Source organism: Azospirillum sp. TSH64 (assembly GCF_003116035.1).
GTDB lineage: Bacteria > Pseudomonadota > Alphaproteobacteria > Azospirillales > Azospirillaceae > Azospirillum.
Genome location: NZ_LGQW01000015.1, coordinates 3,323,651 through 3,349,533 on the forward strand (window position 1 = coordinate 3,323,651; position 25,883 = coordinate 3,349,533).

The 25,883-nt window shown below is 68.0% G+C and carries 21 protein-coding genes; 7 read left to right on the forward strand and 14 right to left on the reverse strand.

Going from position 1 to position 25,883, the window contains the following annotated elements; translation table 11 throughout:
- Positions 1 to 28 precede the first annotated feature (28 nt).
- Positions 29 to 928 carry a LysR substrate-binding domain-containing protein gene (locus TSH64_RS16595; protein ID WP_109446522.1) on the reverse strand — a complete coding sequence of 300 codons (900 nt, stop codon included), beginning with the start codon at positions 926 to 928 and terminating at the stop codon, positions 29 to 31.
- Between the two features lie 186 nt (positions 929 to 1,114).
- Between TSH64_RS16595 and TSH64_RS16600 the strand changes: the two genes are divergently transcribed.
- Together TSH64_RS16600 and fghA are read left to right on the forward strand one after the other, a co-directional pair.
- Positions 1,115 to 2,233: an S-(hydroxymethyl)glutathione dehydrogenase/class III alcohol dehydrogenase gene (locus TSH64_RS16600; protein WP_098738560.1), complete on the forward strand. Its 1,119-nt coding sequence runs from the start codon at positions 1,115 to 1,117 to the stop codon at positions 2,231 to 2,233.
- A gap of 84 nt (positions 2,234 to 2,317) precedes the next feature.
- Complete coding sequence (fghA, locus tag TSH64_RS16605) at positions 2,318 to 3,169, forward strand: S-formylglutathione hydrolase (protein WP_109446524.1); 852 nt, start codon at positions 2,318 to 2,320, stop codon at positions 3,167 to 3,169.
- Positions 3,170 to 3,220: 51 nt separating this feature from the next.
- Here the strand turns inward: fghA and TSH64_RS16610 are convergent, their stop codons facing one another.
- The 11 genes from TSH64_RS16610 to TSH64_RS16660 form a co-directional block, all read right to left on the reverse strand.
- On the reverse strand, positions 3,221 to 4,366 hold the full coding sequence (locus tag TSH64_RS16610; RefSeq protein ID WP_109446526.1) for a DUF1513 domain-containing protein: 1,146 nt from the start codon (positions 4,364 to 4,366) through the stop codon (positions 3,221 to 3,223).
- 2 nt (positions 4,367 to 4,368) lie between these two features.
- Positions 4,369 to 5,484: an imelysin family protein gene (locus tag TSH64_RS16615; protein WP_109446528.1), complete on the reverse strand. Its 1,116-nt coding sequence runs from the start codon at positions 5,482 to 5,484 to the stop codon at positions 4,369 to 4,371.
- A 50-nt stretch (positions 5,485 to 5,534) separates the two neighbouring features.
- Entirely contained in the window at positions 5,535 to 6,821 is a 1,287-nt protein-coding gene (locus tag TSH64_RS16620) for a di-heme oxidoredictase family protein (RefSeq protein WP_247872982.1), read from the reverse strand.
- Positions 6,814 to 8,298: a multicopper oxidase family protein gene (locus tag TSH64_RS16625; protein ID WP_109446530.1), complete on the reverse strand. Its 1,485-nt coding sequence runs from the start codon at positions 8,296 to 8,298 to the stop codon at positions 6,814 to 6,816. The genes TSH64_RS16620 and TSH64_RS16625 overlap by 8 nt, the downstream gene beginning before the upstream one ends.
- A gap of 142 nt (positions 8,299 to 8,440) precedes the next feature.
- Positions 8,441 to 9,715, reverse strand: a complete 1,275-nt coding sequence (locus TSH64_RS16630; RefSeq protein ID WP_109446532.1) for an imelysin family protein — start codon at positions 9,713 to 9,715, stop codon at positions 8,441 to 8,443.
- A 191-nt stretch (positions 9,716 to 9,906) separates the two neighbouring features.
- Positions 9,907 to 11,052, reverse strand: coding sequence for an aminotransferase class I/II-fold pyridoxal phosphate-dependent enzyme (locus tag TSH64_RS16635; protein ID WP_109446534.1), 1,146 nt, complete (start codon positions 11,050 to 11,052; stop codon positions 9,907 to 9,909).
- Between the two features lie 89 nt (positions 11,053 to 11,141).
- Complete coding sequence (locus TSH64_RS16640; protein ID WP_199237578.1) at positions 11,142 to 12,227, reverse strand: AbrB family transcriptional regulator; 1,086 nt, start codon at positions 12,225 to 12,227, stop codon at positions 11,142 to 11,144.
- A 108-nt stretch (positions 12,228 to 12,335) separates the two neighbouring features.
- Positions 12,336 to 13,697 carry a globin-coupled sensor protein gene (locus TSH64_RS16645; RefSeq protein ID WP_109446536.1) on the reverse strand — a complete coding sequence of 454 codons (1,362 nt, stop codon included), beginning with the start codon at positions 13,695 to 13,697 and terminating at the stop codon, positions 12,336 to 12,338.
- Between the two features lie 211 nt (positions 13,698 to 13,908).
- Entirely contained in the window at positions 13,909 to 14,532 is a 624-nt protein-coding gene (locus TSH64_RS16650) for a TetR/AcrR family transcriptional regulator (RefSeq protein ID WP_109452738.1), read from the reverse strand.
- Positions 14,533 to 14,714: 182 nt separating this feature from the next.
- Positions 14,715 to 15,176: a DUF4126 domain-containing protein gene (locus TSH64_RS16655; RefSeq protein WP_109446538.1), complete on the reverse strand. Its 462-nt coding sequence runs from the start codon at positions 15,174 to 15,176 to the stop codon at positions 14,715 to 14,717.
- Between the two features lie 65 nt (positions 15,177 to 15,241).
- Positions 15,242 to 16,714, reverse strand: a complete 1,473-nt coding sequence (locus TSH64_RS16660; protein ID WP_247872983.1) for an aldehyde dehydrogenase family protein — start codon at positions 16,712 to 16,714, stop codon at positions 15,242 to 15,244.
- Between the two features lie 117 nt (positions 16,715 to 16,831).
- Here TSH64_RS16660 and crtI (TSH64_RS16665) point away from each other — a divergent pair, with 117 nt between their 5' ends.
- Genes crtI (TSH64_RS16665) through TSH64_RS16685 form a run of 5 tightly spaced genes read left to right on the forward strand, consistent with a single transcriptional unit; the run spans position 16,832 to position 23,013 of the window.
- Positions 16,832 to 18,331: a phytoene desaturase family protein gene (gene crtI, locus TSH64_RS16665; protein ID WP_247872984.1), complete on the forward strand. Its 1,500-nt coding sequence runs from the start codon at positions 16,832 to 16,834 to the stop codon at positions 18,329 to 18,331.
- Positions 18,328 to 19,881, forward strand: a complete 1,554-nt coding sequence (gene crtI / locus TSH64_RS16670; RefSeq protein WP_109446542.1) for a phytoene desaturase family protein — start codon at positions 18,328 to 18,330, stop codon at positions 19,879 to 19,881. The genes crtI (TSH64_RS16665) and crtI (TSH64_RS16670) overlap by 4 nt, the downstream gene beginning before the upstream one ends.
- A gap of 17 nt (positions 19,882 to 19,898) precedes the next feature.
- The gene (locus tag TSH64_RS16675) at positions 19,899 to 20,738 is read left to right on the forward strand and encodes a lysophospholipid acyltransferase family protein (protein WP_109446544.1); all 840 of its coding nucleotides are present in this window, start codon (positions 19,899 to 19,901) and stop codon (positions 20,736 to 20,738) included.
- A complete protein-coding gene (locus TSH64_RS16680) occupies positions 20,735 to 21,904 on the forward strand; it encodes a glycosyltransferase family 2 protein (RefSeq protein WP_109446546.1) in 1,170 nt (389 codons plus the stop codon). The genes TSH64_RS16675 and TSH64_RS16680 overlap by 4 nt, the downstream gene beginning before the upstream one ends.
- Entirely contained in the window at positions 21,901 to 23,013 is a 1,113-nt protein-coding gene (locus TSH64_RS16685; RefSeq protein WP_109446548.1) for a sulfotransferase, read from the forward strand. Before TSH64_RS16680 ends, TSH64_RS16685 begins: the two co-directional genes overlap by 4 nt.
- 4 nt (positions 23,014 to 23,017) lie before the next feature.
- Here the strand turns inward: TSH64_RS16685 and mazG are convergent, their stop codons facing one another.
- A complete protein-coding gene (gene mazG / locus TSH64_RS16690) occupies positions 23,018 to 23,827 on the reverse strand; it encodes a nucleoside triphosphate pyrophosphohydrolase (RefSeq protein WP_109446550.1) in 810 nt (269 codons plus the stop codon).
- A gap of 109 nt (positions 23,828 to 23,936) precedes the next feature.
- Positions 23,937 to 25,550 (reverse strand): GGDEF domain-containing protein, encoded by a 1,614-nt coding sequence (locus TSH64_RS16695; RefSeq protein ID WP_247872985.1) that lies wholly within the window; start codon positions 25,548 to 25,550, stop codon positions 23,937 to 23,939.
- Positions 25,551 to 25,883: the final 333 nt, after the last annotated feature.

Here is a 25,883-nt window from a genome sequence, read left to right on the forward strand (position 1 = left end):
TGCCATGGCTTGGCGGGGCCGCATACCCTCATCGATATTCCGCTCGCCGCGCCAGCCCGTCCTTCAGGTGCCGGATCGCCGCATGCACTTTCGCCGGAACATGCCGCTTCTGCGGATAGACCGCCCACACCGCCGTATTGGGCGGCCGGTGGCGGTCCAGCAGGGAAACCAGCCGTCCCTCGGCCACCGGACCTCTCACATAATAGTCCGGCAATTGGCACAGCCCAAACCCGCGCAGTGCTGCGTCCAGCACCGAGAAGCCGCTGTTGCAGCGCCAGCGGCCCCGCGGCCGGAACAGCCAGTCTTGGCCGTTGTCGTCGAACAGCCAGTGGTCGGAGGTGCCGACCAAACACTGGTGGCCGCCGAGGCTGGTCAGGCTGTCCGGACTGCCGTGGCACTCCAGATAGGACGGGGCGGCGCACAGATGCATCACGCGCGGGGCGATGCGCGTCGCCACAAGGCTCGATTCGCTGAGGCGGCCGAGCCGGATCGCCAGATCGTAGCCTTCCTGCACCAGATCGAGCTGCCGGTTGGTCAGTTCCACCTCGATGCTCAGCTGCGGGTGGCGCTCCATGAGGTCGTTGATCAGCGGCATGACGAACTGCTCGCCATAGGCGGTGGCGCAGGTCATGCGCAGCACCCCCTTCACATCGCTGTCGCTGCCGCCCTGCAAGGCGCCCACCGCCAGGAAGGCGTCGTCGCGCTGCTCCGCAAGCCGCCGGCAGCGGGCGAGGAAGGCGCGCCCGCTCTCGGTCAGGCTGACCTTGCGGGTGGTGCGGTAGAACAACCGGGCCTGGAGCCGGTCCTCCAGCCGCGCCACGCTGCGGCTGACATGGGAGGAGGAGACGCGCAGCCGCTCCGCCGCCCGGGAGAAGCTGCCGGTTTCGGCCACCGCCATGAATTCGTCGATGCCGTCCCAGCCGCTCATGGACATTCTCCCAGGGCCATTGGGCCATTATCCCCATACGGCAAAAATCTATTCCCGAAATCGCCGTTCTGGCAATGACCGGTCGCGGTCTACACTGCGGAAATCAAATGCCAATCCTCATTGGCAAACCCGCTTTCGGGGCAAACCCGTTCTCGGGACCAATCCGACTTGGGGAAGGAAACCCACATGGTTCTGTCGCGCGCCGCCGTCGCCTGGGAAGCCAACCGTCCGCTGGAGATCGAAGAGGTCGAGGTCGCGGCCCCCAAGGCCGGCGAGGTGATGGTTCGCATCGTCGCCACCGGTGTCTGCCACACCGATGCCTACACCCTGTCCGGCAAGGATTCCGAAGGCGTCTTCCCCTGCATCCTCGGCCATGAGGGCGGCGGCGTGGTGGTGGAGGTCGGCCCGGGCGTCACGTCGGTGGCGGTGGGCGACCACGTCATCCCGCTCTACACGCCGGAATGCGGCAAGTGCAAATTCTGCCTGTCCGGCAAGACCAACCTGTGCCAGGCGATCCGCGCCACCCAAGGCAAGGGCCTGATGCCCGATGGCACCAGCCGTTTCTCACTGAAGGGCAAGGAGATCGCCCACTATATGGGCACCTCGACCTTCTCCGAATACACGGTCCTTCCGGAGATCGCGCTCGCCAAGATCAACAAGGCGGCGCCGCTGGAAAAGGTCTGCCTGCTGGGCTGCGGCGTCACCACCGGCATGGGTGCGGTGATGAACACCGCGAAGGTGGAGCCGGGCTCGACCGTCGCCATCTTTGGGCTGGGCGGCATCGGCCTGTCGGCCATCATCGGCGCCACCATGGCGAAGGCCAGCCGCATCATCGGCATCGACGTCAACCCGTCGAAGTTCGAGATCGCCAAGCAGCTCGGCGCCACCGACGTCGTCAACCCGATGGACTTCGACCGCCCGATCCAGGAGGTGCTGGTCGAGATGACCGACGGCGGCGTCGATTACAGCTTCGAGTGCATCGGCAACGTCAAGGTGATGCGGGCCGCCCTGGAATGCTGCCACAAGGGCTGGGGCGAGTCGGTCATCATCGGCGTCGCCGGCGCTGGCGAGGAGATCGCCACCCGTCCGTTCCAGCTGGTCACCGGTCGCGTCTGGCGCGGCTCCGCCTTCGGTGGCGTCAAGGGCCGGTCGGAGCTACCGGAGTATGTGGAGCGTTATCTGCGCGGCGAATTCGAGCTGGACACCTTCATCACCCACACCATGGGCCTGGAGGACATCAACCACGCCTTCGACCTGATGCATGAGGGCAAGAGCATCCGCTCGGTCATCCTGTACAACCAGTGAGGTGACGCTGGCTCTTTCCCTCGCTCCCTTTATCTGGACCGGGGGAGGGAGCCTTCCGGCCATCGTTTTTCAAAAGGCGCTTCCATGACCGATCCCCTGACCACCCTGTCGGAAACCCGCGTCTTCGGCGGCCGGTTGAAGCGGGTGCGGCACCAGTCCGCGGCGGTGGATTGCGAGATGACCTTCGCGATCTTCCTGCCGCCTCAGGTGGAGTCCGGCGCCGCGGTGCCGGTCTTCTACTGGCTGTCGGGACTGACCTGCACCGACGAGAATTTCACCCAGAAGGCCGGTGCCTTCCGCGTCGCGGCGGAGCTTGGCCTCGCCATCGTCGCTCCCGACACCAGCCCGCGCGGCGAGGGGGTGCCCGGCGACCCCGACAATTCCTGGGATTTCGGGCTCGGCGCCGGGTTCTATGTCGATGCGACCGAACAGCCCTGGGCGGGCCATTACCGGATGCACGACTATGTGACGCGGGAGTTGCCGGCGCTGATCGAGGCCAATTACCCGGTCACCGACAAGCGGTCGGTCGCAGGCCATTCGATGGGCGGGCATGGCGCGCTGGTCTGCGCGCTGAAACATCCGGGCTTCTACAAGGCGGTGTCGGCCTTCGCCCCCATCGTCAACCCGGCCGCGGTGCCCTGGGGCGAGAAGGCCTTTGGCCGTTATCTCGGCCCCGACCGCGACCGCTGGCTGGAGTGGGACGCCTGTGCGCTGATCGAGACTGCCACCGAGCGGCTGCCGATCCTGATCGACCAGGGTGACCGCGACGGCTTCTTGGAAGCGCAGCTGAAGCCGGAGACGCTGGTCGCTGCGGCGGAGGCGGTCGGTCACCCGGTGACGCTGCGGATGCAGCCGGGCTACGACCACAGCTACTTCTTCATCAGCACCTTCATCGAGGACCATCTGCGCCACCATGCGGCGGCGCTGCTGGCATGAGATGCCGAACGGGCAGGTGGCAAAAGTCGCCCCCTGCCTCGAGGCCTTCCGTCAGGCCACGCGCCGCGTCAGGTGGTTGTCCCACCGGAAGGCCGGCGCCTTGCGCTCCGGTCCCGCCTCGGCACTCGCCGAGACCGGCTCGATCACGCCGAGACCGCTGGTCGCCAGATAACCGTCGCCGTTCGGCGCCAGACCGCAACCGTCGGCCAGCGCGGTGGAGCCCAACCAAGCCCCGCTCGCCGCATCCCACAGCCCGATGATCCCGCCCATCGGTGAACTGGCTGCCACTGTTCTGCCGTCCGACGCCACGCTGCCGATATAGCCCTGCATGCGCGACAGCACATCTTCCGGCGTGTCGAACAGGCGGATCGCGCCGCCGGGACGGTGGGCGCCGGTCAGCGGCTGAAGCATGCCGATGGGCCGTTCGTCCTGCACGCCGAAGGCGATCCCGCCATCGTCCAGCAGGGCGATGTGGCGCATGCCGAGGTTGCCGTGCTCCTCCGGTAGCCGCACCTTGTCGAGCAGCTTGCCCGTCGCCGCCTCGACATAGGTCAGCGAGCTGTCCATGCTGTCGAGGTTCAGCTTGGCCCGGCCGGTGTCGGGGTGGGTGATGACGCCGCCGTTGGCGACCGCCAGCGTCGTGCCGTCGCGCATCAGGATCAACTCGTGCGGCCCCAGCCCATGGGTGGGGATGGCGCCGATGCGGCGGTAATTGTCGGTGGCGTCATAGATGCCGATGGCGCCCTCTTCGCGCGGCACATCGTCCTCGGCAACGAAGAGGGTGCGACCGTCGGCCGAATAGTCTCCATGGCCGGTGAAGCGGCGGTCGTCCGGCGCCCGCACCACCGGGCCGGGGGTGCCGTCCGCCAGCGACAGCGTCTGGAACCAGCGGCCGGGCCGGCGGGCGAAGACGGCGGCCTCCGCCATGCCGGGCCGGGGCATGATGCCATGGGCGCGGCCGGGGGTGGCGGTGGTGAACAGCACCTTGCCGGTGCGGTCGAGTGCGGCGACGCCGAAGCTCGGCTCCGCCCCGGTGGTGGCATAGGCGTTGAGGTAGAGCGTGTCGGCGTCGGCGGCATGGGCCTTGCCCCTCAGCACCGCCAGCAGCCCACCCGACAGGCCGGCGCCCGAGAGCACGCGCCCACCGAAAACCCTCCCGGCCAGCAGACTCAGGATGTTCCTGCGGTCGACCGCCATCGTCAGTCTCCGTCCAATTCGTTGAAGCCGAGAGTGATGTCCAGCAGCGGCGCCAGCGTGCCCAGCATCTCCACCCGCGCCGCCTTGACCAACCGCAGCGCGCTCTCGGTCTTCTTGCGGGCGGCGGGATCGGTGACCGCCTTGTTCAGCGGGCCGGGGACCGCCTCGACAGCGCTGATGGCGGAGGCGAAACTTTCATCGATGGCTTGCTTGGCGGTGGCGCCGTCGTCGTTGGCGGGCAGCAGCGAGACGAAGCCCGGACCGCCATGCTCGCCCATCAGCAGGGCGCGCAGCCCCTCCAGGTTCAGCACGACATTGCGCAGCGACCGGCCGCTGCGCAGCGCCTCCACCACCGTCGGCTTGGCATCCTCGATGCTCGTGCCGAGCGGCGCCATCAGCTTCTGGTCGATCACCACCTGCATCGCGGTGATGGCGGAGGCATAGAGCGTGTTCACGGCTTCGGACGCGGTCGGACCGAGCACGGTCGCCTGCCCGGCGGCGAGCGGCGCCTCCAACTCCTTCCAGCCGTCGCCCGCATCGGTGGCGATGGCGGCGACGTTGCGGGCGGCGGCGGCGGCGAGCCTGGCGCGGTACTGCTTGGCATCGCTGCCGGTGAATCCGTCGGCGGTGACGCCCTCATCGAACAGCAGCCGCTCCAGCACGGTCAGCCCCTGGACGGCCGCACTCTGGCGGGCCAGCGCGCCGGGCTCCAGCAGCTTGGGGTCATGGTCGCGCAGGATCTGGCCGATCTGGCGCTGGACCACGCCGGGCCGTTCCGGCCAGAACGACATGCGGTCGGCCCGCAGATTCATGGTCAGCGGACCGGGGCGCAGATGCTGCACGGCGGCCCAACCGTCGGTAACCTTGAAATGGGCGGCGCGCGCCTCCTCAAGCCCGGCGGCGGTGGGGCCGGCGGCGAAGCGGTCGAGCGTATCGGCATAGGCGGTGGCTGCTGCCACCAGCGCATCGAAGCGGGGCAGGGCATGGGTGCGGACCATGCCGCCCAGGAAGGCGGCATCCTTGTCCGACTGGCGGGCGGCGAAGGCCGGCGTCCGCGGCAGCAGGGCCGCCACGGCGGCGGCGGCCGACATCAGTCCCAGCACTATGCGGCGTCGCATACGATCAATCCCTTCTGCCTTTGACGTGGAGCGAACCCCCCGCCCTTCCTTTACAAACCCAGCACGTAACGCACCAGACGTTTCCGGTCCTCGCCCGGCAGAGACTTGAAGCGGTCCTTCGCAGTTTCCGCCTCGCCGCCATGCCACAGAATCGCTTCGGTGACGCTGCGGGCGCGCCCGTCATGCAGAAGCGACAGCTGCCCATCCTTGGCCGCGAGCCGGTTCAAGCCCCACAGCGGCGTGGTGCGCCAGTCCGACCCGTTAGCCTCGCCCATCGGCAGCCGGTCGCCCAGCCCGGGGCCCAGGTCGTGGAGAAGCATATCGGTGTGCGGGAAGATGTCGCGGTTGGACAGCGACGGATGCTCCGCATCCTCTCCCGTGCGCCAGATCGGGCGGTGGCAGGCGGCACAGCCGGTGTCGGCGAACAGCGCGGTGCCGGCCTTGTCCTTCGGCGCCTCCAGGCTGCCGTCGGGCGGCAGGTCACGCAGATAGCCGTCGATCAGGCCGATGACGGTGCTGGGGATCTCGAGCCCCTCGAACTGCTTGGAATCGCCGTGGGGAGCGTTACGGCAGGCGGTCTGTGCCGGGGTACAGTCGCCCCAGGGCTCCGGGAAGGCCGGGGTCGACATGCCGATGTCCAGGCTGAAGGCTTCCGCATCCTGGTGGTCCAGGGTGGGGTGCATCGCCTTCCAGCCGAAACGGCCGACCTGCCGCTTGCCGTCCACCGTCACGTAATTCACCCGGCCGGCGACCGGACCGCCGGAGGCGGCCTGTCTGGCGGCTTCGGCTTCGATGGCATCGGCCGGGATGCGGTCGAGCAGGCCCATGCCATGGACGCGCGGCGGCACGCGGGCCGACATCACCGTCGCTTCGGCCAGCGGGCCATAGCCGAGATCCTCGACCACTGGCGTCGGGTGGCGCAGGCGGACGGTTTCGCCGTCGGGGAAGCGGACGGTTTCCTCGCGGTAGGTGACGCGGGGGCGGCCCTCGACCAATTGGCCCGGAATGGCGTTGGACTGGATCTGCCGGCCATAGACCGGATCGGCGTTCAGCTTGATCGCATAGCCGACGCCCTGGTCGTCCTTCACCGCCGGATCGGGCGGCCGGCCGCCGGCGCCACGCGGATGGCAGGTGGCGCAGGACCGCGCGTTGTAGAGTGGGCCGAGCCCGTCCGCCGCCTGAGTCGCGGTGGGTGCGGCGACCCACATGCGGCGGAACAGCGCCTCGCCGATGCGGTTGTCGAGGCTGTCGGCAGCCTGGGCGGTGACAGGAGTGGCCTGAGCTGCGAGAAGCAGCGCAGCGGTGAAAACGCTGCGGAAATTGATAAAATCAGGCAACGCGGATGTATCCCATCATGCCGGTGTCCTGATGTTCGATGATGTGGCAGTGGAACATCCAGTCGCCGGGATTGTCGGCCTTGATGGCGACGCGCAGCCGCTCCTTCGGCTCCAGCAGCACGGTGTCGGCATGGTGGGGGACCACCTTGCGGGCATCGGAGGACAGCACCTTGAAGGTGTAGCCGTGGATGTGGATCGGGTGCAGGTGCGGCGTCAGGTTGGCCAGCTCGAAGATGTAGCTCCGGCCCTTTTCCAGCGTGACCAGCGGCGGCGGCAGGCGTTCATGCCCGCCCTCCGGCCAGCTCTGCTGGTTGATCGCCCAAAAGGTCTTCGCCGACAGGCACAGCGCGTCGGCATAGGGCAGGCCGGGCAGGGCCGCCGCGTCGAAGCTCTGTGCCACCGCGGTGGCGGAAAAGGCCATCGGGATGATCGGCGCGTCCTTCAAATCCGGCTCCGGAATGGCGGAGGCGGGCAGGGCGTGCGGCTTGAAGCGCTTGTTGGGCCGGGCGGGGCCGACGGCGCGGAAGGTGGCGAGCGGCCGGGGTTCGGCCGAATAGACATTGGTCAGCCGCAGGGTCTGGCCGGCCTTGGCGGGTGCACGGAACAGCACGTCGATGCGCATTGCCGGCCCCATCGGCCAGCCATCCAGCGGGCGTGGCGGCAGCGGATTGCCGTCGACCGCGATGATCCAGGCCTCGGCCCCCTCAACCCGCAGATCGACCACGCGGGTGCTGTCGATGTTGTAAAGGCGGGCGCGGATGTCGCCATTGGCGGGAACCTCGATCACCGGCTCGATGGCGCCGTTGACGGTCGAGACGCTGCCGAAGGTGCCGGCGCGCGAGGCGCCGCGGTCGGTCATGAACGTGCCGAACGTGCCGGTCTTGTCCAACTGCCAGTCCTTGACCAGGCAGACGACGTCGGCATCGACCTTCGGCGCGTCCGGCTCCTCGACGATCAGAACGCCGGCAAGGCCGCGGCCCAGCAGTTCCACCGTGTTGCAATGGGGATGGAAGAAGAAGGACCCGGAATCGGGCGGGGTGAATTCATAGACGTGGCGCTCGCCCGGTTTGGTCGGCGGCTGGGTCAGATAGGGCACGCCGTCTTCCAGGTTCGGCAGGCGGATGCCGTGCCAGTGGATCGAGGTGTGCTCGTCCAGCCCGTTCACCAAGGTAGCACGCAGCCGCTGGCCCTTGCGCATGCGGATGATCGGGCCGGGAAAGCTGTCGGCATAGGTGATCAGCGGCGACAGTCCGGCCGGTTCCGGCAGGATGCGCAGCATCCGCTGCTTGGCGGCCAGCTCGACCTCAACCAGCTCGCCGGCGGCGGTGACCGGTGTCGGGCCGGCGAGACCGGCCTTCAGCGCACCGGCATCGGGGGCGGCAAGGCCGGTTCCGCCCAGCGCCGTCGCCGCGACAGCGGCGCCCCCGGCGCGCAGGAGGGTGCGACGGGACAGGGCGGGGGCGGGGCGATGCGGCATGACGGCGGTCCAAAAAACTTCAGGCAGGATAAAGACCGGCTCCGGTCCCTTTGCCATCCCCCGCCGGGTCGGCCCGGAAGGGAAGCTCGGGGGAAACGGTCCTGCGCGGGAGGGCGCGGGACCGGAGCCGGGCAGGCCGTGCTTACTTGCCGACCTTCGACGGGTCGTCGAGGCTGTCGGAGCCCTTGACATCGACCGAGACGCCCAACGCGGCGACGGCGCCTTCCAGCGCCTTCTTCTGGGCGACGAGGCCGTCGATGCCGGCGGACACCAGCTTGTTGCCCTCGTCGTTGTCGGCGGCGATCATCTGGTCGTAAGCCATCTTGCCGCTGTCGGCGGTGTCCTTGATCGCCTGCATCGCCTTCATGGTGTTGGCCATGGCGGTCTTGACCGCGGCGTCGGCATCGGCGGACTTGGCGGCGACCAGCTGCGACAGCGAGGCACCCGAGACGGTCTTACCGTCGGTGCGCTTGTAGCTGCCGTTGTAGACGTTCACCATGCCGACTTCGTCGTAATAGTGCGAGTTGTGGGTGTTGTCGGAGAAGCAGTCATGCTCCTCTTCCGGATCGTGCAGCATGAGGCCGAGCTTCATGCGCTCGCCCGCCAGTTCGCCATAGCTCAGCGAACCCAGGCCGGTCAGCATGCGGCCGACGCCTTCGCTCTCCGGAGCCTTGGCGATGGAGGCGCGCGCCTTGCCCTTGGCGGCCCAATCGGCAGTCATTTCCGACAGGTCGTCGACCAGCATCTGGGTGGCGACCTTCAGATACTGGATGCGGCGGTCGCAATGGCCGTTGGTGCAGTCCTTGCCCTTGCCGTAGTCGGTGGCCTTGCGCTCGCCGGCCCCCGGACCGGTGCCGTGCAGATCCTGGCCCCACAGCAGGAATTCGATGGCGTGGTAGCCGGTGGCGACGTTCGCCTCGACCTTGCCGGCGCCGTGCAGCTTGTCGGTCAGCAGGTCCTTGGTGATCTTGGAGGCGTTGATGGTCTTGCCGCCGGCCGTGATCTTCGGGTTGGCGATGACGTTCGCCTTGGCATAGGGGTTGCTCTCGCCGCCGGCATAGCCGTCGTCGACATAGTCGATCAGGCCCTCGTCCAACGGCCAGGCGTTCACCTTGCCTTCCCATTCGTCGACGATCGGGTTGCCGAAGCGGAAGGCTTCCGTCTGCATGTACGGAACGCGGGCGGCCTTCCAGGCGTCGCGCGCCTTCGCCAGATTGTCCTCGGTCGGGTTGGCGACCAGGGCGTCGACCGCCTTCTTCAGCGCCTTGGCGCCGTTGGTGGCGTCCTCATAGGCGGCATGGGCGATGTCGGCGTAGTTCTTCGCCACGTCCTTGTAGGCCGGACCGGCAGCCTGGGCACCGTACGGCAGCAGGGCAACGACGGCTACGGCGGCGAAGCCGGCAGCGCGCTTCGACATGGAGGTCTCCTCGAACGTCGGTGGTCGGTAATGACAGCAAGTGCGACTTATTCTCAGCGAATAACGTCGCGAATCATTCTCACTGTCAAGCCCTATCCGCGTTGGGGGTACTCGGAAATGCGCAGGCACCGCCATGCCGCGTCGATATGTCCCGCCGCCCCGTCCCATGGGCGGCGGGAGGTGGACGGTCCTCAGCCCTGTCCGAGCGCCTGCGACAGAACCTCATAAAGGTCGTCCGGCGACTCCAGCCCGACCGACAGGCGCAGCAGGTCGCCCGGCACCGGAGAGCTTGGCCCTTCGATGCTGGCCCGATGTTCGATCAGGCTTTCCACCCCGCCGAGCGAGGTGGCGCGGCGCCAGATCTCGACGCGGGCGGCGGTGTCGATGGCCGCCTGGGTGCCGCCCTTCACGCGGACGGACAGCATGCCGCCATAGCCGCCGCTCATCTGGCGCGATGCGATGCCGTGGCCGGGGAAGCCCGGCAGGCCGGGATAGAGCACCTCGGCCACCCGCGGATGGGCGGACAGCCGCTCGGCCAGGGCCATGGCGGCGTCGCTCTGCCAGCGGACGCGGGCGAACAGGGTGCGCAGGCCGCGCTGCAGCAGCCAAGCCTCGAAGCTGCCGAGGATGCCGCCCTGCTGGGTCTGCACCGCCTTGATCCGGGCCCAGAACTCGTCCTTGCGGGCGGCGGTCAGGGTGCCGGCGACGACGTCGGAATGGCCGTTGAGATACTTGGTCGCCGAATGCATGACGATGTCGGCGCCCAGTTCCAGCGGACGGGTCAGCACCGGGGTGGCGACCGTGCTGTCCACTGCCAGCCAGGCTCCCGCCTCGTGCGCCAGTTCGGCGACGGCGGCGATGTCGGTGACCGTCCACAGCGGGTTGGCCGGGGTTTCCACCCACACCAGCCGCGTCTGGCCGGGGCGGAGCGCCGCGCGCACTGCGTCGGTGTCGCTGGTGTCGACGCCCTCGACCTTCAGCCCCCAGCGGGTGGCCGGACCGTGCACCCAGTTGCGGAAGGCCCAGTACATCACGTCGGGCACAATCACATGGTCGCCGGGGTCCAGCGCCTGGAACACGGCGGTCGCAGCCGCCATGCCGGAGGCGAACAGCAGCGTGTCGACGCCCTTTTCCAACTCGGTGATGGTCCTTGCCGGAATATCGAAGGTGGGGTTGTCGGCACGGGCATAGACCCGGCCGCGGCCATAGCCGTTGTCGGGGTCCCGGACATAGGTGGTGGACGGGTGGATCGGCGGGATGACCGCGCCGCTGGCCGCATCCTCAAAGCCCAGGGCGCCGGCGGCGATGGTTTCGGGACGGTGGGGACGGTCGGTCATTGCCGGGGCACTCCGGGATCGGTCATGAAAGGGGGGGGTATCAAGGATACGTCTACCCGACACCGGGACGCAATGGCGCCGCGCAACCGTCAGGCGTAGCGTGCGATCAGGCGGGCGAGCGGCGGCCCGGACAGCACCACCACGAAAAGCCGCAGGGTTTGCAGGGCCAGCACCAGCGGCAAATCAACCCCGCTGCCCAGCGCGATCACAACCACCGAATCGAGTCCTCCAGGGCTGGTGGCGAGGAAGGCGGTCAGCGGGTCGGTCGGCAGCAGCGTGACCAGCACCCAGGCCGACAGGCTGCACAGGGCGATCATGAGCCCGGTCGACAGCAGCATCTGCGGCACGGCGCGCAGGGCGTGGCTCAGCACCTCGCGGGTGAAGCGCAGGCCGATGCTCCAGCCGATGACGGTGTAGGTGATGGTCAGCAGCGCATGCGGCAGTTGCAGGGTCACGCCCGCACCGGTCTGGACCAGTGCGCCCAGCACCATCGGCACCAGAAGGGCACCGGAGGGAATGCGGAAGCGGTGGCCGATCCAGCCGCCCGCCGCGGCGACCAGCAGCGTCGCCGCCAGCCCGCGCAGGTCCAGCGCCTCCACCGGGGCCACCGGGATGGCGGAGCCCTGCGAACTGGCGGTCAGCGCATGCGTCACCAGCGAGGCGCTGAGCACCACCAGCACGACGCGCAGATACTGCATCACCGCGACCAGCCGGACGTCAGCGCCATAGTCGCCGGCCATGGCGACCATGGCGGAGGCCGCACCCGGCGACACGCCCCAGGCCGCGGTGGTGCCGGGCAGGCTGCCGTAGCGGACGAACAGCCAGCCGACGATGCCGCTGACCAGCACCGTCAGCCCGACGGTTCCCAGCATCAGCGGCCAGTTTTGCGCGATGGACAGCAGGATCGACGAGGTGACGGCATGGGCGACGAGACAGCCGATGATCGCCTGCGCCATGGTGAAGCCCGAGGCCGGAACGCGGATGGTGGCGCCGCCGACGCCCAGCGCGATGGCGGCGATCATCGGCCCGATCAGCCAAGCCGCCGGCAGCCCGGCCGCATCGAGCCCCAGCGTCGCCGCCGCGGACAGGGCGAGCAGTCCCGCCCATTGTGCATTTTTCCGCAGGCGGAGCCCCCAACGGTCGCCGTTTCCGCCACCATCCTTTGCGCTGACCACGAAACCATACCTGCACGAATGAATCTCGACCGCCCCATGCTGCCCGCCGCCCCTCCGTCCGTCCAGCAGGCGAGGGGGCGCGGCAGCCATGCGCGGCCGACCAGCGGTTCAGCGGGCCGTGCGGATCCGGGTCAGGAAATCGTCGACGCCCCGGTTGAGATCGTCCGCCTGCCGGTGCAGAAGTCCTGCAGCGGCCAGCACCTCCTGCGCGATGCCACCGGTCTCCGACGAGGATTGCGTCACTTCGCCGATGGAGGCGGTGACCCGGCGGGCGCCGACCGCGACCTCCTGCACGTTCCGGGTGATCTCCTGCGTCGCGGCGGTCTGCTGCTCGACCGTCGCGGCGACGGTGGTGACGAGCTCGTTGATGTGGGTGATGGTGCGGCCCACTCCATGGATCGCTTCGGCGGCCTGGCCGGCGGCATTCTGCATACCGGCGATCTGGCTGGAGATGTCCTCCGTCGCCTTGGCGGTCTGGTTGGCGAGGCTCTTCACCTCGTTGGCGACGACGGCGAAGCCCTTGCCCGCCTCGCCCGCCCGCGCCGCCTCGATGGTGGCGTTCAGCGCCAGCAAGTTGGTCTGGCTGGCGATGTTGTTGATCAGGTTGACCACGTCGCCGATGCGCTGGGCCGCCTCCACCAGACCGCTGACGGTTCCCTTGGTCCGTTCGGCCTCATCGACGGCGGAGGTGGAGATGCGGGAGGATTCGTTGACATGCCGGCTGATATCGGAGATGGAACTGGCGAGGTGCTCGGTCGCCGCGGCCACCGTCTGCATGCTGGACGAGGCGAATTCCGTCTCCGTCGCCACATCGGCGGAGCGGCGGCTGGTCCCGCTGGCGATCTGCGACATGCGCTGGGCGTTGGCCTGCATCTGGTTGGAAGCGGCGACCGTGCCCTCCACGATGCTCTTCACGCTGTCTTCGAAATTCCCGGCGAGCCGGTCGAGGGTGGCGCGCTTGCTCTCCTCTTCCGCCAGCTTGTAGGTCTCAAGCAGCAGTTCGATGTCGAACCAGGCGATCTTGTTCAGCGTTTCCAGCTGTGCCAGCCGGTTGCGGCGGGCCGCGGCGCCGAACAGGCCGGCCCTCAGCCCCTCGTCGCCGGCGGTGAGCCCGAGTTCGCGAGCAATGTTGGAACTGACGATGTAATGGCAGATCGACACCGCATAAGCCGGGACGCCGTTCTTGTAGAACAGGGTCGCGAGCCGTGTGGCGGACTCGGAGAAGCCGGCATCGATCCGACCGGACACGGCCCGCATCCAATGATCCAGACGGGCGGCATGCACGTCCGGCAGTTGCAGCGCCGCCTGGATTTCCGGCCAAGCATCGAAATGCCGGTGCCATTCGGTCAGCAAAAGGGGAAGGCGCTGCTCCGCGAACTCCCGGTTGCCCCTGAGCCGGTCCAGATCGTCCTGGGTGATGGAAAAGGTGGAAAGTCTCTTCGCCTGCATATCTGTCAGCTCGACGGTCATCTTCTGGACGATCCTCAGTTCCGGGGGCCTCGCATGGATCGTTCTACGCTAACGATGCTCGTCCGGATCGCCTCTCGATGGCAACTCACCACCGCATTTTTATCATACCCACATATGTATAATAAGGAGAGCAGTGGCAGGTCATGCAATGCGGACGGCTGACCAGCTACAATACTTTCGGCCTAAGGTCGACCGGGGATCGGCGGTGGAGTCACCCCATGTCGGGACGCGGGCGCAGGCCGTTCAGCAGCAGGGCTATGGATTGTCGGGCGATCTCCGCCGGGTCAAGTTCCCCATCCGGGCGGTACCAGCGGGCGACCCAGCTGAGCGCTCCCGACAGCGTGAAGGCGGCGATCTTCGGATCGCAGGAAACGATGCTGCCCTCAGCGATGCCGCGTTCGATCAGAAAGCGGAACTTCAGGTCGATGCGGCGCTTCAGGCTGCGCAGGGTACGGCGGCTGTCCTCGGTCAGCGGCTCCTCGCCGACCCGGATCACGCACATGCCGAAGTCCATGGTGACGATGCCGACATAGGTGGTCATCACCGCCACCAGTTCCTCATAGGCGCTGCCGCCATGACCCGTCACCTCATTCGACGCGGTGTCGAGCATCTCCAGCCCGATCCGCACGCACTCGAACAGGATCTCCTCCTTGTTCTTCACATAGTAATAGATCGTCGGCTTGGTCACGTTCAGCCGCCGGGCGATGTCGTCCAGCGAGGTGGCGTGATAGCCAAGCTCGTTGAAGGCCTGCGCCGCGGTCCGCAGCACGGCGATCCGCTTTTCCTCCCGTTCGCTGCGGCGGTCGGCGGCGGTCTTCCATGGCGAATCCGACATGCGGTGCTGGCTCCCTTCGCTCATTCTTCCGGCCAATCGCTTTCCCATTTGGCTGTGCCCATGCCCAGGCCGGCAGACGGTCGGCTGGCGCAGCAAACCGGCTTACCGTTCTACTGTGAAGTAACTTTGGTTCCATGCAGTAAAAAAACGCCGGATACGCCCGAGAGGAAAGCAGCGGTCCCTCACGCGGCGGAGACGATCAGCAGGGCCGCGATCAGCGCCACCGCATCCTCCAGCAGAGCGGCGGGGCGGTCGCGGCCGAAGGCGGCGGCCATGCGCATGCGGGCGGCATAACCGACCAGTGTGCCCACCACGGCGCCGATGCCGCCGGCCACCAGACCGCCGATCCAGAATCCGGCATTTGTCCCGATGGCCGCTCCGGCGATGACGCCGCCGGCAATGCGGCTGGCGAAGGGGAAGGGCAGCTTGCGGCTGGGAGTGGTCGGCAGCTTGTCGACGACCAGCTCCACCACCGCCATGGCGGTGAAGACCCAGGGCGACACCGGGTGCCCGAGGAAGAACAGCCAGCTTCCCGATACGTCGAGCCAACCGCCGTAGGCGGCCCAACTGACGGCCGCCGGGGCGAGCAGGGTGCGCGAGCCGGCGACGGCGCCGATCAGAAAGGCAAGGGCCAGGGCAAGCATCCGGTCATCCGTGTTTCGTTGGGGTCAAAGTCAGCGGTGGGCTAACGATCGGCTGAAGTTTACAGTCATCCGGCGGAACGTCCGCGCACCGCCTGTACCAGCCGCCGCAGCGCCCCTCCGCGGGTGCCGGGCCCGCCATGGAACAGGCGCAGTGCGGCCAGCATCAGCGCCTCGTCACCGGCGCGCGGCTGGTCGAAATGGGGGCGGAGCCGTCCCTTGCGGACCGAGACGGTCTTCACCTGCGTCATCTCCAGCAGCCCCTCGGCGCCACGGGTGACGCCCCAGCCGCTGGCGTGCCGCCCGCCGAAGGGCAGGCGCGGGTCGGCGGTCGGCACGATGAGGTCGTTGATCGTCACGGTTCCGGCGTCGATCCGTCCGGCCAATTCCCGGGCCTGCGCCTCCGGCCCGAACACGGACGCCCCCAGCGCATAGGGACTGCCGGACGCAACCGTCAGCGCCTCCTCCATGTCCCGCACCGGCACCAGCGACAGCACCGGGGCGAAGATCTCCTCGCGCAGCAGCGCCATGGAGGGCGTCGCATCGGCAAGGATCAGCGGCGCCATCGCCGGGCTGTCCACCTCCGGCAAAGCGCCCAGCGCACGGGCTCCGCCGGCAACCGCGTCCCGGGCAAGGGCGGCGAGCCGGCGTCCGGTCGGCGGGGACACCGGCACGGCCGGAATCTTGCCGGCATGGCGGAGGAGAGCGGCCTCCAGCCCCGCCGCCATGCCCTGTGGGACGAACACCCGCCGCGGCGCGATGCAGGTGGCGGAGCCGTTGAGCCGAAGTCCGAAGGCCAGCGCGCGGGCGACCCGCTCCAGATCCGCACCCTGCAGGACGAAGACGGCGTCGTTGCCCGACAGCTCCATCGTCGAGGGCACCAGATGCCGGGCCAGTTTTTCCGCCACCACCCGTCCCGTACCGGCCGATCCGGTCAGCACCAGCTTGTCGATGCCCTCCTCGATGGCCTCATCCACCGCGGCGGCGGATTCGTCCAGCACCCGGTACAGCCCCGGCGGCAGTCCGGCCTCTTCCAGCCAGGTTCCAAGCAGGATCATCGGCGCGCTGCATCCCGGTGCCGGCTTGACCAGCACCCTGTTTCCGGCCGCGAGAGCCTGGATCGCCTGAACGCCCGGCAGCAGCAATGGGTAATTGGACGGACCGACGATCAACACAGTACCGACCGGCTCCCGCCGCACCTCCGCCTCCACCCCGAACAGCCAGACCGGACGGCCGCGCCGGCCCAGCCTCCTCGGCGCCAGCAGCCTGGACGCTTCCCGTTCCAGAAACCGACAGGCCTCCGCCAGTGGCAGGATTTCGGCGCTGACGCTCTCGGTGGCGGTCCGTGCCGGGCGCGTTTGCAATGCTTCGACGAGGTCTTCCGCACCGACGGCGATCCGATGGCGGAGTCCACGAATAGAGGAAAGGCGTATGGAAATATCCCGTTCGGACCAGGACGTAGAGCCGACCGCCTCCCGAAGGATCGCTTTTCTTATCCATGGAGATAGGACGTCAGGAGGAGGGCTGTTGTTGCGATCCATTTCCGACCCAGCTTCGTAGAGATCACGACTGAATTCGGCAGCGCAGGAGCGTTTGGCAAGCGGATGGAACGACAAGTCGTGATCATCGGCGCGGGACCGGGCGGATTGGCATCCGCGATGCTCCTGGCGCTCACCGGAGCGAAGGTGACGGTGCTGGAACGGCAGGACCGCATCGGCGGCAGGTCGGCGGGCTTTTCGCTCGACGGCTACCGGTTCGACAGCGGCCCGACCTTCTTCCTCTATCCCCGCATCTTGGAGGAAATCTTCGAGGCCTGCGGACGGCGCCTGTCGGACGAGGTCGACCTGATCCGCCTCGACCCGCTCTACCGGCTGGTGTTCGAGGGCGGCGGGGAGTTGCGGGTCCATGCCCAGTTGAAGGCGCTGATGGCGGAGATCGCCAAGCTCAGCCCGGGCGATGCCGACGGGCTTCCCCGCTTCCTGGCCGACAACAGGGCGAAGATGGAGCGCTTCCGCCCGGTTCTGGAATCCGATTTCTCCAGCCCCTGGGCGCTCGCCTCGCTGCCGATGCTGAAGGCCCTGGGCAGGCTGGCGCCGCACCGCTCGGTGGACCGCGACCTGTCCCGCTATTTCCAGGATCCGCGCATCCGCCTCGCCTTCTCGTTCCAGAGCAAATATCTGGGCATGTCGCCCTTCCGCTGCCCCAGCCTGTTCACCATCCTGTCCTTCCTGGAGCATGAACACGGCATCTTCCATCCCCGCGGCGGCACGGAATCGGTGATGGAGGCGATGCGCCGGGTGGCGGAAAGCCTGGGCGTCACCGTCCGGCTGAACGAGACGGTGCGCCACATCAAGTTCCAGGGCCGCCGCGCCGTCGGTGTGCGCACGGACGCCGGCGATTATCCGGCCGATGCCTTGGTCATCAACGCCGACTTCGCCCGCGCCATGACCACGCTGGTGCCCGACGATCTGCGCCGGCGCTGGAGCGACGCCCGCCTCGCCACCAAGAAATTCTCCTGCTCCACCTTCATGATGTATCTCGGCATCGAAGGCAAAGTGGACGGGCTGGACCACCACACCGTCTATCTGGCGGAGGATTACGCCCGCAACCTCGCGGAGATCGAGGAATGCCGGGAGTTGCCGCGCCGGCCGTCGATCTATGTGCAGAACGCCTGCGTCACCGATCCGGATCTGGCGCCGCCGGGCGGCAGCACGCTCTACATCCTGGTACCGGTCGGCCACCAGCGCGGCCACATCGACTGGAAAGCGGAGGCGCCGCAGTATCGCCGTCTGGTGCTCGACCGGCTGGCCGCCTTCGGCCTGACCGATCTGGAGCGCCGGATCCGGGTGGAGCGGGTGGTGACTCCGGCCGACTGGGACAGCCAGTTCGCCGTGCACCGTGGTGCTACCTTCAATCTGGCGCACAGTCTGGACCAGATGCTTCACCGCCGGCCGCGCAACCGGTTCGAGGATCTGGACGGCGTCTATCTGGTGGGTGGCGGCACCCATCCCGGCAGCGGCCTGCCGGTCATTTTTGAAGGCGCACGCATCACGGCGCGGCTGCTGGCCCAGGAACTGGGCCTGCCGACGCCCTGGCGCACAAAAACCATTGGTTTGTCCGGCATGCTGCGGCAAGCCGTTGCAGGGGGAATGGCATGACGGATCGGATTGCGGTGATCGGCGGGGGCCTGGGCGGACTGGCGGCGGCGGTGGTGCTGGCGGCGCGCGGGCATAAGGTGACCCTGCTGGAAAAGAACGATTGGGTCGGCGGCAAGGCGGCCGTTCTGGAGGAAGGCGGCTTCCGCTTCGACATGGGGCCGACCATCCTGACGGTGCCGCGCGTCCTGCGCCGCATCCTGGAGGAGGCCGGCTGCGATCTGGACCGGGAATTGGAGATGGTCCGGTTGGAGCCGCAATGGCGCTGCTTCTTCGACGACGGCACGGTGCTGGACCTGTCGGAGAATGTCGGCACCATGGCGGCGGAGTTGGACAAGCTGGCGCCCGGCAGCGGGGCGGGGGAGGGCTACCGCCGCTTCCAGGCGATGTCGGAACGGCTGCACGGCATTTCCGAACGCTTTTTCTTCTGGAAGTCGGTGGAGGATCTCGGCGACACACTGAACTTCCGCAACAGCTTCAACGCTAGCACCCTGTCGGACGTGCTGGCGCTCCGCATGGGCAGCACGGTGGCCGGCACCATCCGCGGCCATGTGCCGGATGCGCGGGCGGCGCAGATGCTGGACCATTTCACCCAGTATGTCGGCTCCTCGCCCTACGGCTCTCCGGCGGTGCTGTGCGCCATCGCCCACATGCAGACCAACGACGGCGTCTGGTATCCGATGGGCGGCACCCGTGCCGTGCCGGCGGCGCTGGAGCGGGTGGCACGGCGGCTCGGCGTGGAAATCCGCACAAACACCGGCGTCCGCCGTCTTCAGGTGGAACGTGGCCGCGTGGTGGCGGTCGAGACGGACGGCGGCGAGCGCATCCCGGTTTCGGCCGCCGTGTCGAACATGGATTCGGTCCGCACATATCAGGAACTGATCGGCGGCCCGCCGGCAAAGCGCTTCGCCAAGCGCCGCAGCTACGAGCCGGCCTGTTCCGGGGTGGTGTTCTATCTGGGCCTGGACCGCGCCTACGATCACCTGCTGCATCACGACTTCGTCTTCTCGCGCGATCCGGAGGAGGAATTCGACTGGATCTATCGTCAGGGGGAACCCGCGCCCGACCCGACCTGCTACATCGCCGCTCCGGCCCGCACCGAGCCGGGCGTCGCACCGGCGGGTGGCGAGGCGCTGTATGTGCTGGTCCACACCCCCTATCTGCGCGAGCGCCATGACTGGAACCGCATGCTGCCGGCCTATCGCCGCGTGGTGTTCGACAAGCTGAAGCGCACCGCCGGCATGCCCGATCTGGAGGACCGTATCCGCGTCGAGCATGTGTTGACGCCGAAGGACATCAACGACCGCTACAATGTGCTGAACGGCGCCATCTATGGCTTGGCGAGCCATGGCCGCTTCATGGGCGCCTTCAAGCCCGGCAACCGCTCCCGCGATGTGGAGGGGCTGTATCTGGCCGGTGGCGCCGCTCATCCCGGACCGGGCATGCCGATGGTGCTGATGTCGGGTTGGATCGCCGCCGACAGCCTCGACCAGGACATGCGCGACGGCGCCCATGACGGTGCCGGTGCAGGCTCCGCGCGCGCCGTGGCCTGACGGAAGGCGGCGGGAGGATGACGGACGATCCGGTTGCGTTACGGTCCCGGCTGCTCTGCTGGTTTTTCGGCGGGGTCATGGCCCGACGGCTGCGGCGCGGCTTCCACGCGGTGCGGCTGGCGCGGCCGGGCTGGCCCGCCCTGCCGCCGGATCGTCCGGTCATCGTCTATCTGAACCACCCATCCTGGTGGGATCCGGCGCTGCTGATCGTGATGGGCACCACCCGTTTCCGCGGCCGGCCTGGCTACGGGCCGATCGATGGGGAGATGCTGCGCCGCTACCGCTTCATGCGCCGCATCGGCCTGTTCGGGCTGGAGCCCGGCCGCGCGGGCGCCGTCTCCTTCCTGCGCAACGCCGAACGGATCCTGGGCAACCCGCGCGCCATGCTGTGGATTACGGCGGAGGGTGCCTTCACCGACCCGCGCCGCCGCCCGGTGACATTGCGGCCGGGAATCGCCCATCTGGTCCGCCGCATGCCCACCGCACTGGTGGTGCCGCTGGCGGTCGAATACCCGTTCTGGGACGAGCGAACGCCGGAGGCGCTGATGCGGTTCGGCCAACCCTTTGAAGCCGCCGCTTTCTCCGCTCTTCCGGTGCAGGACATCGCGGCGGAATTGGAAGGGCGGCTGGAGACGGAGATGGACCAGTTGGCGCTCGATGCGCAGAGCCGCGATCCAGCCCGTTTCCTGACGCTGATCGAGGGAACGGTCGGGGTCGGCGGCATCTACGACCTCTGGCGCCGGCTGCGCGCCCTGGCCAGTGGACAGGGCTTCTCTCCGGCCCATGGCAGCCGGGAGGAGGACGGCCGGCAAGGTCCGGCCCGCCAAGAGATGCAGCAGGAGATCAAGGGGCCATGAGCGTCATCGTCCTGATCGCCGCGCTGTCGCTTATCCTGGCCCTGTTGCCGCTGGGGCAGGGGATTGTGAACCTGTTCCTCTATCGCCGCCCGACCGCCGAGCCGCCGCCGGGCACCGCCGTCAGCATCCTGATCCCCGCCCGCAACGAGGAGGCCGGCATCGCCGCAGCCGTCGATGCCGCCCTGCTCAGCCGTGGCGTCGATGTCGAGGTGGTTGTGCTGGATGACCACTCCACCGACCGCACGGCGGAGATCGTCCAGGCCATCGCCGCCCGCGATCCGCGTGTCCGTCTGGAGAGCGCGCCGCCGCTGCCGCCGGGCTGGTCGGGCAAGCAGCATGCCTGCCAGATGCTCGCCGGGCTGGCGCGCTACCCGGTGCTGCTGTTCCAGGACGCCGATGTGCGTTTGTCGCCGACGGCCGCCCGCCGGGTCGGCGGCGCCCTGCTGGCGGGTGAACGCGGCTTGGTCAGCGGCTTCCCCCGCGAGGAGACCGGGACGCTGGCGGAAGCCCTGGTGATCCCGCTGATCCATTTCCTGCTGTTGGGCTACCTGCCGATGGCGGCGATGCGGCGCTCGACCGACCCGCGCTTCGCTGCCGCCTGCGGCCAGCTGATCTCGGTGCGGCGGGATGCCTATCTGAAGGCCGGCGGCCATGCGGCCATCGCGACGTCTCTGCACGACGGGGTGACGCTGCCGCGCGCCTTCCGCCGGGCGGGGCAGGGAACCGACCTGTTCGACGCCACCGGCTTTGCTCGCTGCCGCATGTACCGCGGCTGGCGCGAGGTCTGGTCCGGCTTCTCCAAGAACGCGACGGAGGGGATGGCGACCCCGGCCGCCCTGCCGGTCTGGACGCTGCTGCTGTTCGGCGGCCATGTGCTGCCCTGGATTCTGCTCGGCTGGGCGGCGCTCCATCCGCTGCCCGTTCCGGCACTCGTGCTGGCAGGGCTGGCGGCGGGTGCCGGGCTGGCCTTCCGCCTTCTGCTGGCCGTCCGCTTCCGCCAGAGCGTCGTCGGTGCCCTGCTGCATCCGGTCGGCGTGCTGATCATGCTGGCGATCCAATGGACCGCCCTGCTGCGCGCCCGCCATGGCAAGCCGTCGGAATGGCGCGGCAGGGCCTATCCAGCTGCGACGGGGAGTGGGCTGGGGCCGGGAGACGGTGCTCCATGACACCGTGGCTGCGCCGCCACGGCCACCGCATTTTCCACCCGCTGGCCGGAGCCGATGCCGCCACGCTGGCGACAGTGCTGCGCGATGGCGGCGGTGTCGGGCCGCTGCACCTGCATCGCGTCGCGACCGCTCTGGGCGCCGCCGCGATCCGCGCACCGCTCGACCTGCTGGAGCGGCGGCGGGTGGCGGGGCTGGTCGGGCAGGGCAGGGCTGCCGGGCCGCCGCCGCTGTTCATTCTCGGCCACTGGCGCAGCGGCACCACCCATCTGCTGAACCTGCTGGCGCAGGATGCGCGGTTCGCCGCCCCCGATCCGCTGGCGGTTGGCCTGCCCTGGGGCTTCCTCGGCCTGAATTCCTTCTGGCGCGCGCGGCTGGAGGAGTGGCTGCCGCCCGACCGCATCATCGACGCCATGCCGGTCGATCCGACCTCTCCGCAGGAGGACGAACTCGCCCTGGCCCTGATGCAGCCGCTGTCCTACTACCACGGCATCTTCTTCCCCAGGCACCTGCACCGCGCCTTCCGCCAGGGCGTGCTGTTCGAGGGGTGCCGGCCACAGGCCGTCGCGCTGTGGCGGCGCCGGATGGACCATTACCTGAGCAAGATGCAGATCTTTTGCGGCGGCCGGCGGCTGCTGATCAAGAACCCGGCGCACACGCCGAAGCTGGCGGAACTGCTGGCGTTGCGGCCCGATGCCGTTTTTGTCCACATCCATCGTGACCCTTACGAGGTCTTCAGCTCCACCCGCCGCATGCTGCTGACCCTGCTGCGGGAGTTCTCGCTGCAATCCTACGATCCGCAGGCGGTGGACGATCTGGTGCTGGATCTCTACCCGGCGATGATGGCCCGGTTCGACCGCGACCGGGCGCTGTTGCCGCCCGGCCGGCTGGTGGAGATCCGCTACGACCGCTTCATCGCCGATCCGCTGCAGACGTTGGCCGGCATCTATGACGGGCTCGATCTCGGCCCCTTCGCACCGGTTCAGCCGAACATGGAACGCTATCTGGCAAGCGTGCGTGGGTATCGCCGGGCCCGTCACGATCTGGAGGACCCGGCCCGCCGCGCTGTGCGCCGCCGATGGGCCTTCGCCTTCGACCGTTGGGGCTACTGAGGCGTCAGGCTCCGCCGCGCTCCTCGCGCTTGGCCTGCTGCCACATGGCTTCCATCTCGTCCAGCGTGGCATCCTGCGGCTTGCGCCCCTGGGCGGACAGCAGCGCTTCGATCCGGTGGAAGCGGCGTTCAAACTTGGCGTTGGTGCCGCGGAGCGCCGTTTCCGGCTCCACCTTCATCCGGCGGGCGAGGTTGACCAGCGCGAACAGCAGGTCGCCCAGCTCGTCCGCCACCCGCTCCTGCGCCGAACCGGCGTCCATCTCGGCTCGCAGTTCCCGCACCTCCTCCTCGATCTTGTCGAGGATGTCGCGGGCGTCGGTCCAATCGAAACCGACCCGCGCGGCGCGGTTCTGCAGCTTCAACGCCCTGGTCAACGCTGGCAGCCCGGCGATGACGCCCTCCAGCGCCGACGGCGCCCGGCCTTCCTCTGCAGCCTTGGCCGCCCGCTCGGCCGCCTTGTGGTCCTCCCAGCGCGAGGTCTGCTGGTCCGACGACTTCACCTCCTCCGGCCCGAAGACGTGGGGATGGCGGCGGATCATCTTGTCGGTGATGACGCCGGCGACCTCGTCGAAATCGAACAGCCCCTCTTCGCGCGCCATCTGGCTGTAATAGACGACCTGGAACAGCAGATCGCCCAGTTCCTCGCGCAGGGCGGCCTTGTCGTCCTTCTCGATGGCGTCGGCGACCTCATAGGCTTCCTCGATCGTGTGCGGCGCGATGGTGCGATAGGTCTGTTCCAGATCCCACGGGCATCCGCCGTCGGGATTCCGCAGCCGCGCCATCACGTCGAGCAGCCGGTCGATGTTGCGGGTCATGTCGTGCCGTCTCCGATTGCCGGAAGGTAAAGGTCCGCGACGATAACCGAGCGGAGCGGGCGGTGGAAGCGGCGAGGGGGGACGCCATGAGTGTAAGACCGGGCAACCCCTAGGCGGAGCCAGCGCCGGCTGCATCGACCGACGCCGGAACCGGACGCCCATGCAGGCCGACCTGCCCGCGTCCATTGCGCTTGGCGGAATAGAGGGCTTGGTCGGCATAGCGCAGGACCGTATCGAAATCCGTGTCGTCGACCGGCCACAGCGCCATCCCGATGCTGCACCCGATGCCGATTTCCGCTTCCTCCATCCTTATCGGCGCCGACAGCGAGGCGATGATGCGGGCCGCGACCTCCTGTGGCGTCAGCCAGTCGGCCTGTGGAAGCGCCAGACAGACCAGGAACTCGTCGCCACCGAGCCGGATGACCTCGTCGCCGTCACGCACGCAGTTGAGCAGCCGGCGCCCGACCTCCGCCAGCACGGCATCGCCGACATGATGCCCGTGGCGGTCGTTCACCGGCTTGAAGCCATCCAGGTCGATACAGAGCGCCGCCACCGTCGGGCGCCTGCCGGGCGGCAGGTCGGCCAGTTCCCGAACCCTGGCTTCGAGGTAGCGGCGATTTCCCAGTGCGGTGAGCTGGTCCTTGTAAGCGAAGCCGTGCAGGGTGGCGCCCATGTCGTGGATCGCCTGCGCGGCGTTGCCCATCTCCCGCGTCTGGAATCCGGCTGCGGCACTCTTCGCGACGGAATCGATCCGCCCCGCCGACAGGTCGGTGGCGGAGCGCTGGAGATCACGCAGCCCGCGCAGGACAAGGATGTCAAGCAGGAACCAGACACCGGCAACGATCGTCGCGACGACGCCGGCCAGGATCGCGATTCCCCACATGATCTTGCCGTTCACTTCGTCGAGGACGAGATCGCGTGGCACCCCGACAGCGATCCGCCCGCCGGTGTCCTCCAAAGTCGCGAAGCCGATGATCAGCGGCTGATTTTCGAAACCGGGACGCTCGATGATGCCGCGGTCGGCCCGGAAGATCGCGCGTGTGACGGGATGGTCGGCCATGGGCTGGCCAATCAGGGCGCGGGGCCCCGGTTCGCGCGCCAGGATCGTTCCCTCGCCGTCGAACAAGGTCACCGTGGTTCCGGGAGCTTCCGCGGCCTCTCTCGTCAGGTCGCCCAGCCATTTCAAATCCAGTCCGGTCAACAAAACCGCCTTGACGGCACCGTCCTTATCGAGAAGGGGCAGGGCGGCGGCCAGAAGAGGCTTGCCGGAGCCTCGCCCAATGCGGAAATTGCTGGTGCTAAATGACTTCGTGGCCAGCGCCAGCGTGAAGTAATCCTGATCCGCCACTGTCGTCACCGGGCTGCCGCCAAGTCCCGTCCGGCAGAGAATCCGGCCGTCGGGGGCGGCTACGGCAAAGCCGGTGCTCCAGGTCTGGAACGACATGGCCCTGCGCAGGGGCGGGCCGCAATCCTCGGACCTGTCCCCCCGGACCTCGGGGATCAAAGCCAGCGTCTGCAAGGTCTCGCGAACCCGCGCGATGGCATCGGCCTGCTGGGATGCGCCTTGCTCGGCAAGCATCAGAACACGTTGACGGGCATGCTCGATGTCGGCGTTCCATTGCTGCAGGTAGAGCGACAGAACAAGACCAACCAATGGCAAGAATGCGGTTATGATGAAAATTTCGAGTCGGACACGCAGACCCATACCGTCCCAGATATTCATTATGGATTTTCTTATAGACCCAATGAACATGTCAGTTCCAGAACGGCAGGAGTATCTCGATGACGCAGGTTCAAAACACCACAGGTAAGCGGTTGAGCAAAGAGACTGGAGCTACAGTTGCGCTGAAGCGTCCGCGTTCCGAAGGGACGCACCGGAACCATCCATAGTGCCGGTTGGAGAGACCGTATGCCTTCGGGATTTCAAAAATGCCAGTTCTTCTTGTTAAATGTGCTCATACTTCTCGCAACCCGGCCATGCTGTCGAGCCCCGGCCGATCATTGGCATCTTTGAGTTGCGATAAAGTGCATCGTTTAGCTCTTCACGATTAAAACA